Below are 11,273 nucleotides of genomic sequence, written 5' to 3'. Positions count from 1 at the left end.
GCCGACGCCGAGGTCCGCGAGCGCGGCGCCCGATACCTCGCCGGTGAAGGCCCCGGATAGCTCCTGGTGCATGTTCTGCGCGCCCACCTCCACGTGCGTGCCCCGAAAGGCCGCCAGCGCCGCGGGCAGCGCGGGGAAGCTCGGGCAGACGAGAATATCCACCGCTTCGACCAGGTCCTTAGTCCGGGGCAGGAAACGTCCCGCGTACCCGGCCACCTCTCCCGGCGAGAGGTACATTTTCCAGTTCCCGGCGACTAGGTTTTTCACCAATAAACTCCTAATTGAACCGCTCGAAGAAGGCGCGGTAGCCGAGGTATGCGGCGTAAACGTCGCACTTGGCCACCAGCTCCAGGGGCGAGTGCATTCCGAGGAGCGGCGGTCCGGCGTCCACCACGTCCATCCCGTGGGCGGCGAGGAACCGGGCCACGGTCCCACCCCCGCCCTCGTCCACCCTGCCCAGCTCGGCGACGTGCCAGGGAACCCCGGCCTCGTTGAACAGCCGGCGTATCCGGGCCATGAACTCGGCGTTGGCGTCGTTGGCGCCCACCTTGCCCCGGGTGCCGGTGTACTTGGTCAGGGCGAGGCCGTAGCCCATGCGGGCGGCGTTCTGCTTCTCCTGAACCTCCTGCCAGTCGGGGTGTAGCGCGGCGCCCACGTCGGCGGAGATGACACTGGTTTTATCGGCGGCGCGCCTGAGCGCCAGATCGCCCGTCTCACCCTCCAGGGCCAGGATCTCGGCCAGGGTGTTGAGGATGAAGGCGGAACCCGCGCCGGTGGCGCCCACGCTTCCTATCTCCTCCTTGTCCACGGCGTAGGCCACCCCGCACCGCTCCAGGCTCTCAGCCTCGAGCAGGGCCCGGACGGCGGTGAAGGCGCAAACACGGTCGTCGTGGCCGTAACCGCCCAGAATCGCCCGGTCGAAGCCCACGTCGCGCGCCATGCAGGCCGGCACCACCTCGAGCTCGGCGCTGACGAAGTCCTCCTCGGTCATCCCGTACCGCTCGTGGAGGATGTCCAGTACGGCCAGCTTGACCCGGTTCTTCGCCTCCACGTCGGCGTCGGGGATGATTCCGGCTACCAGGTTCAGCTTCTCCCCCGGGTAGAACTCGGTGACCTTCTTGTCGTTCTGGACCTTGTACGAAAGGTGGGGCTCCAGGTCGCTGATGACGAAGATGGGGTCCTCCTTCGACGAGCCGATGGAGAACGACCGGGTCGTGCCGTCGGCGAGGATGACCACGCCGTGAATCGCCAGAGGCCGCGACAGCCACTGGTGCTTGCGGACGCCGCCGTAGTAGTGGGTCTTGAGCTGGGCGACCTCCGCCTCCTCGATGAGGGGACTAGCCTTCAGGTCCAGGCGCGGGCTGTCGGTGTGGGCGATGACGATGTTCATGCCCCGCGCGGCCGGGAGCTTGCCGGGCCGGTAGAGGGCTGCCGCCTTCCCCTTCCCGACGAAGAGGTAACCCGGGGCGCCCTTCTTCGACTCACCGGGGACGTACTCGACGAAGCCGTGTTCCGCCGCCATCTTGGCGAAGCTGGCCACGCACTCCCGCTCGGTCTTGGAGATGTTGAGGAAGCTGCGGTAGCGGTCGGCGAAGGCGAAGGACTCGGCGTGCCAGGCATCGTCTTTCAAGTCGAAGCAGGACTTGCGGGGCAGCTCGTAGGTTTTTTTCTCGGCCACGGTTCACTCCTCGGAGGGTGGGAAAATTTTTGCGGGGTTCAGGACGTTTCCGGGGTCCAGGCGCCGCTTGACGCGCCGGGAGAGCGCGATCACCGGCTCCGGCAGCTCCCAGGCGATGAAGGGCTGCTTCGCCACACCGACGCCGTGCTCGCCGGAAAGCGTACCGCCTAAGGCTAACACGGCGGTAAAGAGCTCGTCCAGGGCCTTCCGCGCCCGGGCGTATTCGCCGGGGTCCGCGGGGTCGCACATGATGTTCACGTGGAGGTTGCCGTCGCCGGCGTGGCCGAAGACGGGGATCGGGAGATCGTACTTTCGCCGCAGCTCCTCGAGGGTCCCGGCCATCCGCGGGAGTGCGCCCCGGGGCACGACCACGTCCTCGTTTATCTTCAGGGGCTTGAGGCGGGCGATGGCCGGCGAGCCGGCGCGGCGCATGGCCCAAAGCGTTTCCTGCTCCCCGGTCTCCCGGGCCACGGACAGCTCGACGGCCCCCCGGCGCTCGCAAACGCCGTGAACGGCGGGCAGGGATTCACCGACCTCCCCCGGCGAGCCGTCCAGCTCGACCAGGAGCAGGGCGGAGTCTCCCGGCGGCGACGGTTCGCCCAGGTAGCGGTTGACGCACCGCAGGGTCGCGGCGTCCATGAACTCCAGCTTGGACGGCGCGAGGCCCGAGGAAAGAATCTCGGTCACCGCGTCGCAGGCGGAGGCCATATCCGGAAAGAGCGCCCGGACGGTCGCCGTGTCCGGCGGACGTTTTGCCAGGTGCAGCCGGAGCTCCAGCGCCACGCCCAGCGTGCCCTCGCTGGCCAGAAGGAGCTGGGTCAGCGCCGGGTCGGACGCCGTGTCCACGAGTGTCCCGTCGGGCAGCGCCGCCAGGACGGACTTCACCCAGTCCCCGGTGACGCCGTAGCGCACGCCGCGGGGGCCCCCGGCGTTCTCCGCGAAATTGCCGCCCAGGGTTGAGCTTTCCAGGCTGGCGGGGTCCGGCGGGTAGAAGAGCCCGAGTTCTTCCACGGCCCTTTGGAGGTCTTCCGTAACAACACCGGGCTCGACCACCGCCTCGCGCCTTTTTTCGTCAATTTCGAGAATCCGGTTCAGTCGGTCCAGAAGGAGCACCACGCCGCCCCGGACGGTCAGGCTCCCGCCGGTGAAGCCGGTCCCCGCCCCCCGGGGGACGACGGGAATTTTATGCTCATTCGCCAGCCTGAGAATCGGCGGGACCTGGCCCCGGTCGGTCACGCGGACGACGAGCCCGGGCTTCACGGGTCGGTTGGTGGCGTCGTAGGAATGGGCGAAGAGGTCGGTGGGCTTCTGGAGCAGATTTTTCCGGCCGACGATGCGGCGCAGACCGCGGAGGAAGGAGCTCCGGAGTTTCCCCATCACCAGTCCTCGGGGGTGGGGCCCCAATCCAGGCCGCGGCAGTCTTCGAGGTCGTAGAGCTTCACCGGGTCGCCGCCCTCGACCGGCACGGCCATGACCGCCCCGCCCTCGACGTCGTAGTAGGCGACCCACTCCCCGTCGGGGCTGAAGGAGGGCCAGCGCAGCTCGCCCGAAGAAGACGCCGCACGCGCCCGCCCGCCCCCCTCCAGGTCCAGGACCAGAATCGCCCCGCCGGTTTCCCGCCACGATACGGCCACCCAACGCCCGTCGGGGCTCAGTTCCAGATCGTCCAGGCACTCGGTGACGCGCTCGGTGGAGAGCACCGCCTCCTCCACGCCCTCGTTGACGTTCAAGTGGACGATGGCCTCGCCGCCCTCCGTGTAGTCGCGGATGTAGAAAATATTCACCCAATCGCGGTGGACCGGGGAGCGGCCCACGTCCGGCTGCCAGTCGAGGGGGTCCGTCACCCCCTCCCAGTGCCAAAGGTCGCCGTCAACCGTGTAGGCGAGGGTGGTGTAGGCGATCCAGGAGGGCTCGGCGCCGGGGAAGGGCGCCCGGTGGGCCGTCCATTCGCCGGTGCGCGTGGGGCAGACGTAGAGGAGTTGCTCCCCGTCCACGGTGAGCTCGACGGCCACGCGGGAGCCGTCGTAGATGAGGGCCAGGTCGCCGCAGTCGGCCTCGGCGGGAATTGATACTACGCGGAGGTCGTCGATTTCGAGGTCGTAGGTGTAGCAGAGGTGGCGCCCGGCGGCCTCGTCGTAGGCGGAAAAGGCCAGCCGGCCCTCCTGGGCGAAAACGGTTGTCGCTAGGAGGCAGGTTAGGGCTATTTTTTTAAACATAAATCCTGAAATGTACTCCGTAGGGCGGCCCCTCTGTGGGCCGCCGCATTACCACGACTGGTACTTGTACGGGTACAGCCGGTAATCATCGCCCGTCGTTGGATCGTAGATGCACACCCCGTGGGAGTCGTCCCCCGCCCTCACCACCGTCAGCAACAGTCACCCGAATATTTGTATGGCGGGCATATGATTAAGATAGGTTGGTGGAAGTTTTTTTAGAGTTTTATATCCGAAGTGTTTAACAATCGGTTCTTTTGATAATTCTGTTTATCTCATCAGTTACAATTTTGGGTGGCAATGCATAGCGAGTGAATTTAAACTCTCCATCCAAGACAAATGCATAATAACTGTGACATAGGATAAACCCTTTTTTGTTCTGCGGCAAAGATTTTGCTAAAAGACAGAAAAATATTCTTGGTATTTTCGAGTCACCAATGCTTAAATTTTTAAAGTCTATTTGCCTTATTTCATTATTCATCTCCTCTCCGTTTACTTTCATATAATGGAACGGGAATTTAAATCCGGTAGTTATGGTTTGGTTTGGTTGGACTGGAATATCTTCTTTATAATTCATTCCATGGTGTGCTTTCATGCATTTTAAAATATATGAGTGTTGGATTTCTAAATTATTCTCATCTCCAGCTAATAAAAGAATTATTGATGTAAATTTAATAAATCCAGTATTCAGAGAATGGTTTTCAAGTTTAGCTGGAAAACATATGTTGACAGTATCGCTTTCTAAATCTGGGTTATATACTTCTCTTCCCGTTCCAGGATGATTAGGATCAAATATTTTAGGTTTTATAATTTTATCTTTTGTAGGTTCAGATGCACCTAAAATTACATATCCAGGCCATTTAACTACCTGATTAAAAGTCAATGAAATATGAGGAGTTCTGCTTGTAATATATTCTTCTGTTTGAATTTCTAATTGTGCACCGATAAGTAAACCCATCGCTGTTGCAACTGCAGCAGTAAAAGATAGTAGTAACCAATAGGTTGTGTTGTTATCCAATTTTAATAAATTAAAACTAGAAATAACCATTGTGGCTACTGTGGCTACTGCAAATAATATTATAACCCACAATCCTATTTTAAGACCTTTTCTCATTTCTCCTCTTTTGGATAATTATTGTCACATCTGGAACCGCTCGCCGAGGTATATCCGGCGGGCCTCGGGGTCGTTCGCCAGCTCCTGGCTTGTCCCCTCGATTAAAATCTGTCCCTCGTACATGATGTACGCCCGGTCGGTGATGGAGAGCGTCTCGCGCACGTTGTGGTCCGTCACCAATATCCCCAGGCCGTCGTCCTGGAGCTTCTCGATGATTTTCTGGATGCCCTCGACGGCGATGGGGTCTATGCCGGCGAAGGGCTCGTCGAGGAGCATGAATCGCGGCTGGCGCACCAGGGCCCGCGTTATCTCCACCCGCCGCCTTTCACCGCCGGAAAGCGTGTACGCCTTCTTGTCCGCCAGGGGGGTGAGGTCCAGCTTGGCCAGCAGCTCCTTCAGCCTATCGGCGCGTTCCTTGTGCGTCAGCGGCAGCGTCTCCAGGATGGCGTAGATGTTGTCCCGGACGGTGAGCTTGGTGAAGATGGAGGGCTCCTGGGCCAGGTAGCCGATGCCCATCCGCGCCCGCTTGTACATCGGCTCGCGGGTTATGTCCTCGCCGTCCAGGTGGACGTGGCCCGCGTCGGGGCGGATGAGGCCCGTTATCATGTAGAAGGTGGTGGTCTTCCCCGCGCCGTTGGGGCCCAAAAGGCCCACCACCTCGCCCTGCCGCACCCGGATGGTGGCGTCGTTGACCACCTTCCGCTTGCGGTAGGTTTTATCCAGCCCCGAGGTGGAGAGGATGGAGCCGTTCGTCTCCGGCTTTCCCTCGGGTTTCACGTCGGCTTTGGTGTCGGTTTCGGCCACCGGTTCTACTCCTGTGTTTGTGTTTCCTCGACGGTCGGCGTCTCCGGCTCGGGGGTTGCGGCCCTCTCGGGGGTGACGTAGCTCCCCTGGGCGTGCCCGCGGGCGACGAAGCGGTCCAGCTCGCCGTCAACCAGGAAAAGGTCCATGTGCGAGCCCTGCATCTCGGTGCGGCCCCGGTCGGGGTTCGGGTTCCCGGGGTCGGGCTGGTAGAGGGCGTAGGCGTCGCCCTCGAGGGTTATCTGGGTCGCCACCTCGTCCTGGAGGTAGATGGTGATTTCCTGGGCCCGGGAGTCTATCCGTCCCCCCTCCCCCGAGGCCGGGTCGGGCAGGTAGAGGGCGGTGGCGTTCCCGGTGCAGACGATGCGGTCGGCCTCGTCGCCGACGTAGAAGAGTACGATACGGTCACCGGCCAGTTCAAGCTTCCCCTTCTCCCCGTCCGCCGTGTCCTTTTCCCGGGCCACGTGATACACCGCCCGGGCGGTGCCGTCAATATCTATCTTCTCCAGACCGCCCTCCTCGTCGAGGAGGTACATGGTCATCAGCTCGCCGCCGGCCTTGTCGTCCCCCCGCCAGGCGATGGGGTCGCCCTCGAGGATGATTTTATTCTCGTCGCCGTAGTAGGTCGCCCGGTCGCCCTCGGCGTAGAGCTCCCCCTGGTTGATTCTCACCCCGCCCGAGGCCACCCCCCGGTTCTCGTCCAGGTAGTACTCCATCACCTTGCCCTGGACTATGACGTCGCCCCCGGCGCGGTTCACCAGGAAGAGCTCCGGCTCCTCGGTGAGAATCACGTAACGGGTCGTGCGGTGGTACTCCAGGTAGCGCCCCTCGAGGCGGGCGTTTTTCTCTTTATCCAGCACCACGACCCGGCCCTTGAGGATGGCTATCTGCTCCCGGTCGTAGTAGTAGAGCTCGTCGGCGGTGATTTCCGTCGGGCCCTGGACGAGCTTTACATGGCCCAGGGCGCGGACGGTGCGGATGCCCTCGGCGAAGTTCCCCACCACGCGGTCGGCCTCGAGGTAGTAGTCCTCGCCGGGCTTGCCGAGCTCGATGCGCCGGGGCTCATCGTCGGGGGTCGTCTTCCCGGTCTCCTCGACCGCGGAGGTTACGAGCGGCAGGACCAGGAGGAACGTCCAGCAGTATTGAGCCGCGCGTGTCATCTCAACCGGTCTCGACTTTCGCCAGGTAGGCCGATTCGGGGATCAGGACGTCGGCCAGGAAGCGAACCGGCGGCAGGGTCTGGATAAACTTCAACGCCAGCCGGTACGCCCGCCCGCCCTCTTCCGGGAGCCGGAGGGACCAACGGTTGATTACCCTTCCAAATCCCGCTTCTTTCAAGAGCCTTCGCGCCATCCGCGGCGTGAACCAGTGCAGGGCGGGGTTGGCCGTATGTCCCACCAGCTCCGGCCGATTTTGGACGGCCCAGCGCATGATCCGTCGTTTCAGCCCCAGGGGATACCAGCCGAAGAGGGGGAAGCCCCGTATTTCGTGCTGCCAGGGGCAGAGGGCCGACGTAGAGTAAAACCACAGAGCCCCGTCCGGCTTGAGAATGCGCCGTGCCTCCCGGAGACTCCGCTCCAGGTCCCCCACGTGCTCCAGGACACTCGAGGCGACGACGAGGTCGCAGCTCGCGTCCGGCAGGGGAAGCTTCTCGGCCTGCCCCTCGAGCACCGGAATTTCCCCGCCCAACCTCCGGGCAAGCTCGGCGGCGGTCCAGCGGGCGTGGAGATCGGGCTCCACCCCCACGGCGTCGTACCCCATCCGTCTCAGGACAAGCACCAGGGTTCCCGCGGCGCAGCCCACGTCTACAATCCGCGCCCCGGTTTCCAGGCGCGTGAACCTCCCGAGCCGACGGAGCAGGAGATAAGCGAAATGCTCCTCTTCGGGCAGCCTGCGCTCCACCTCGTCCGTGGTCAGCGATTCTGTGGCCCGCTGACTCACCGCCGGCCTCCGCCAGTGAGATTGGATGGTTGCGGTTCTTCCATCGCCCTGGGAAAATGGAGTTTAGTCACCTTTCAACAAGGGATTATGCCACGCCCAATCCGGAGGGTCAACGCGCGGGCTCTACTACCCTTGACGCTCGGCCAGTCGGGTACTAAGATGAATCGTGGAAGGAGAAGCCATGAAACGGGTCGTTTTTTTGCTCCTGGTCTGGGTGGTTCTGGCCGGAGCAACCGAGTCGGTGGTCTTGGTCGGCCCGATCGAGCGCGGGGAGCTGGCCCTGCTTTCACGGTACCCCCTGGTCGTTGACGACTACCGCTCGGGATATGCCTACTGCTACACGGACAACCCGGGGCTCCTGGCCGGTCTGCCGTGGCCGCACCGGGTGCTCGTCGCCGACCTGGCGGCGCATTACGCCGCCGAGCGTGCCCTCTGGCCGGCCGACGACCGTGACGAGCCCTGGGACGCCTTCCACTCCTATGACGACACCATCGCCCTGCTGCAGCAGTGGGCCGCCGAATACCCCAGCATCTGCCGCCTGGTGGATGCGGGAGACTCGGTTCAGGGCCGGCAGCTCTACGTTCTCGTAGTCACCGACAACCCCTCCTTCGAGGAGTACGAGCCCGAGGTCCGCATAGTCGGTGCTATCCACGGTGACGAGATAACCGCCAACGAGATAGTCCTCTATACCGCCGAGCGCCTTCTCACCGGCTATGGCGTCGATCCCGAGATTACCGATCTGGTCGAGGGCTTCGAAATCTGGCTCCAGCCGCTGGTCAATCCCGACGGCTACGCCATGGGTACCCGGTTCAACGCCGACGGCGTGGACCTGAACCGCAACTTCAGCTACCAGTGGGATTCGGGTGAATGGTACGCCGGCCCCAACCCTTTCAGCGAACCGGAGACGCAGGCCGTGGCTGATTACTCCGGGGGTCATGAGGAGTACGTCCCCGACCTGGTCGAGGACAACACCTTCGTCCTGGGCCTCACCTACCACTCCGGTGCCATCTGCGTGAACTACGTCTGGAACTACCAGCCGGAGCGCACACCCGACGACGCCCACATCCAGACCATCTGCAACGACTACTCCGACTCCTGCGATCTCTCCCCCCAGTACCCGCCCTGGGTGGAGGGCCACGACCACCGGGACGACACATACATGGACTGGGTGACAGACGGCTGGGACTGGTACGAGACCCACGGTGACCTGAACGACTGGAGCTACGGCGCGCGGGGGTGCATTGACACGACCGTCGAGGCCGACAACGAAAAGCACACCGACCCCCGCGACATCCTCTCCCAGGCCGACGTGAACTGGTACGCCATCAAGAGCTTGATTGAATGGGCGGACGACGGTCTCCACGGAAGGGTCACCGAGGCCGGCGACGGCCCCGTTCCGGCCACCATCACCGTGGGCGACCGCGACGAGGCCTTTGCGTACTCGGATCCCACGGAGTGCGGCGACTACTGGCTCCCCCTGGCCGACGGCTTTTACGACATCGTCTTTTCCGCCGAGGGGTACGAGCCGGTCATCTTCGAGAACGTGGAGGTCACCGGGGAGGACACGCCGCCGCTGGACGTGCAGCTCGAGCCCGCCGAGGCGGGCGGCGATCTGGAGCTCAGCGCCCGGCGGACCTCCGACGGGGTGCTGGTCCTGTGGCGGTCGGTCGGCGATTACACCGGTTTCAACCTGTACCGGTGCGACGCCACGGGCCACATCGGGGTGAAGTTGAACGGGGCGACCATTCCGGGCGTCGCCGTGAGCTACCTGGACCTCGAACCGCCCGCCCCGGTGGCGAGGTACCGTCTCGAGGCCTTTACCCCCGAAGGTCACCGTTTGCTCTTCGGTCCCGTCGGGACCGAGACGGTGGCCGACCCGGAAAGATTCGCGATTCTGGGCGTCTATCCCAACCCGGTCGCGGAGCGGGCCGGTGTGGAAGTGAGCTCGGCCGGCGGGTACTGCGAGATAACCGTATACGATCTGGCGGGGCGGCTGGAATGCGTCCTCTATCGGGGGGAGCTCCCGGCCGGCCGCAACCTCGTCGAGCTAGACGCGGGCGGGCTCTCCAACGGCGTGCACGTGCTGGTGGCGCGTGGGTGTGCGACCTACGACGGGGTTCGGGTCCAGCGCTTCGTCGTCGCCCGTTGATTTTCCGGGGCATTACTCACTTTGCTCGTTTTGCCGGCTTGACCGACTCGGAAGGGTCGCTGGTCGGCGACCCTTCTACTTGTAGGAAGGTGGTCGCATCGTATATCATCATCCCGTGAGCTTCACACCTTACAAAGCCGCGGCCCTCGCCATCCTTTTGCCGGCGCTTACCCTGGCGGCTTCTTTCGGCGGGTTGGCCCTCTCCACCGAGGTCGGGGTCTCCACCTACGGTCTATCCAACGTGCCGGCGGCCTTTAGTTGCGCGCTGGACCTCGGTTATCGCCTGGATGAGGTGGCTTTCACCCTCGGCTACTTCGCCGAACCCTTCGCGGAGATGGGCGGCGCCCAGGGTCCGCGGCTCCTCGTGTACTACTTCACCAACCCCGCCTCCCAGCTCTTCATGCGCCTGGGTGGAGGTGTGGATTACTTCTGGCGCCTGGCTCCCTTCAACGAGTCGGCTGACGCCCAGTCGCCCCAGGTGAGGCGTCTGTGGGCCGGTGAGCTCGGTATTCGGGTGGGGATCAAGTTCCTCGGCGTGTTGGACGCCTTCGTGGACGCGGCGCTTATATTCCCCGTGGGTGAGCGGGTCGGGCTGTCCGTGCGCACGGTTTTTGGTCTGGGGTACCAGCTCTGACCCGCGGGTCACGGACGAGGGAATCCATTTTTTTCCCAAACGAAAAAACGGGCCGGGGCCCGCTTTTTTTTTAGGTTAAAAAAGGTCAGCTCAGGAGGAAGGGCGCGCCCCGCGGGCCGTCGTCGGGTGACCGCCCGTCGTCCTCCGCCGGCTCGGGGAGGCTGCGGTCGAGGGAATCAAGGATGGACTTGGCCACGCGCCTACCGCGCTCGGCGTTCTCGGAGAGTTCCGCCAGCGTGATGCCCATCTCAAGGGCGGCCATGATCGCCAGCCTGGCCTTGTCCACGATCCGCCACTTTGTGGAGAGCTCCTTCATGCGGGATTCGAGCCGGGCCGCGGCGCTTTCCAGGAGGGCCGCGTTCTCCACGTTCTTGAACGTGAAGCTCGACCCGTAAACCTCCAAGGTAACTCCCGAGTCGTTCTGTTCCAGCACTTGGCCCTCCGTGACGGTTGACGGCCCGGTTATTATACGGAAGAAGGTCCCGGGGTACAAGCCCCGGCGTTCCACGCGCCTGTCCAGGAGGTTTGCCCGGGCCGGGGAGATGGCTGCTGCGGCCCCCTCTCCCTTCCAGGGAGAGGCACGCCTACGGGCCGGGGAGAGGGGTGCAGTGGTCTCCCTCTCCCTTTTAGGGAGAGGGTTGGGGTGAGGGTCAGGGTAGAGAACGTAAAAGCGGCGGGGATGGGAATCCCCGCCCTACATTTTATCCCCTCTCCCTTTTAGGGAGAGGGTTAGGGTGAGGGTC

At 63.3% G+C, this 11,273-nt stretch carries 11 protein-coding genes; 2 read left to right on the top strand and 9 right to left on the bottom strand.

Going from position 1 to position 11,273, the window contains the following annotated elements:
• The 8 genes from NTW26_10495 to NTW26_10460 form a co-directional block, all read right to left on the bottom strand.
• On the bottom strand, window positions 1-267 hold a 267-nt coding region (locus NTW26_10495), incomplete at its 3' end, for a triose-phosphate isomerase (GenBank protein MCX7022679.1).
• A gap of 10 nt (window positions 268-277) precedes the next feature.
• On the bottom strand, window positions 278-1,678 hold the full coding sequence (locus NTW26_10490; GenBank protein ID MCX7022678.1) for an aminopeptidase: 1,401 nt from the start codon (window positions 1,676-1,678) through the stop codon (window positions 278-280).
• Between the two features lie 3 nt (window positions 1,679-1,681).
• Window positions 1,682-3,055: an FAD-binding oxidoreductase gene (locus NTW26_10485; protein MCX7022677.1), complete on the bottom strand. Its 1,374-nt coding sequence runs from the start codon at window positions 3,053-3,055 to the stop codon at window positions 1,682-1,684.
• Window positions 3,055-3,894, bottom strand: coding sequence for a hypothetical protein (locus tag NTW26_10480; protein ID MCX7022676.1), 840 nt, complete (start codon window positions 3,892-3,894; stop codon window positions 3,055-3,057). Before NTW26_10480 ends, NTW26_10485 begins: the two co-directional genes overlap by 1 nt.
• Before the next feature lie 238 nt (window positions 3,895-4,132).
• Complete coding sequence (locus NTW26_10475) at window positions 4,133-5,005, bottom strand: hypothetical protein (protein MCX7022675.1); 873 nt, start codon at window positions 5,003-5,005, stop codon at window positions 4,133-4,135.
• Between the two features lie 24 nt (window positions 5,006-5,029).
• On the bottom strand, window positions 5,030-5,746 hold the full coding sequence (lptB, locus tag NTW26_10470) for an LPS export ABC transporter ATP-binding protein (protein ID MCX7022674.1): 717 nt from the start codon (window positions 5,744-5,746) through the stop codon (window positions 5,030-5,032).
• Window positions 5,747-5,814: 68 nt separating this feature from the next.
• A complete protein-coding gene (locus NTW26_10465) occupies window positions 5,815-6,966 on the bottom strand; it encodes a hypothetical protein (GenBank protein ID MCX7022673.1) in 1,152 nt (383 codons plus the stop codon).
• A gap of 1 nt (window position 6,967) precedes the next feature.
• On the bottom strand, window positions 6,968-7,747 hold the full coding sequence (locus NTW26_10460) for a class I SAM-dependent methyltransferase (GenBank protein ID MCX7022672.1): 780 nt from the start codon (window positions 7,745-7,747) through the stop codon (window positions 6,968-6,970).
• A gap of 181 nt (window positions 7,748-7,928) precedes the next feature.
• Here NTW26_10460 and NTW26_10455 point away from each other — a divergent pair, with 181 nt between their 5' ends.
• Window positions 7,929-9,896: a M14 family zinc carboxypeptidase gene (locus NTW26_10455; GenBank protein MCX7022671.1), complete on the top strand. Its 1,968-nt coding sequence runs from the start codon at window positions 7,929-7,931 to the stop codon at window positions 9,894-9,896.
• Between the two features lie 115 nt (window positions 9,897-10,011).
• Window positions 10,012-10,530 carry a hypothetical protein gene (locus tag NTW26_10450; GenBank protein MCX7022670.1) on the top strand — a complete coding sequence of 173 codons (519 nt, stop codon included), beginning with the start codon at window positions 10,012-10,014 and terminating at the stop codon, window positions 10,528-10,530.
• A gap of 85 nt (window positions 10,531-10,615) precedes the next feature.
• On the opposite strand, the gene NTW26_10445 is transcribed toward NTW26_10450, so the two are convergent.
• Window positions 10,616-10,963 (bottom strand): cell division protein ZapA, encoded by a 348-nt coding sequence (locus NTW26_10445; protein MCX7022669.1) that lies wholly within the window; start codon window positions 10,961-10,963, stop codon window positions 10,616-10,618.
• Window positions 10,964-11,273: the final 310 nt, after the last annotated feature.

Source organism: bacterium (assembly GCA_026398675.1).
Lineage (GTDB): Bacteria > RBG-13-66-14 > RBG-13-66-14 > RBG-13-66-14 > RBG-13-66-14 > RBG-13-66-14.
Note: the sequence above shows the minus strand (reverse complement) of the source record. Positions and strands in the feature narration are given on the sequence as shown.

Bases quoted from the DNA above. Each gene is read 5' to 3' on its own strand.
- NTW26_10485 (MCX7022677.1), bottom strand. From the start codon at position 3,055: ATGGGGAAACTCCGGAGCTCCTTCCTCCGCGGTCTGCGCCGCATCGTC.
- NTW26_10480 (MCX7022676.1), bottom strand. From the start codon at position 3,894: ATGTTTAAAAAAATAGCCCTAACCTGCCTCCTAGCGACAACCGTTTTC.
- NTW26_10475 (MCX7022675.1), bottom strand. From the start codon at position 5,005: ATGAGAAAAGGTCTTAAAATAGGATTGTGGGTTATAATATTATTTGCA.
- NTW26_10465 (MCX7022673.1), bottom strand. From the start codon at position 6,966: ATGACACGCGCGGCTCAATACTGCTGGACGTTCCTCCTGGTCCTGCCG.
- NTW26_10455 (MCX7022671.1), top strand. From the start codon at position 7,929: ATGAAACGGGTCGTTTTTTTGCTCCTGGTCTGGGTGGTTCTGGCCGGA.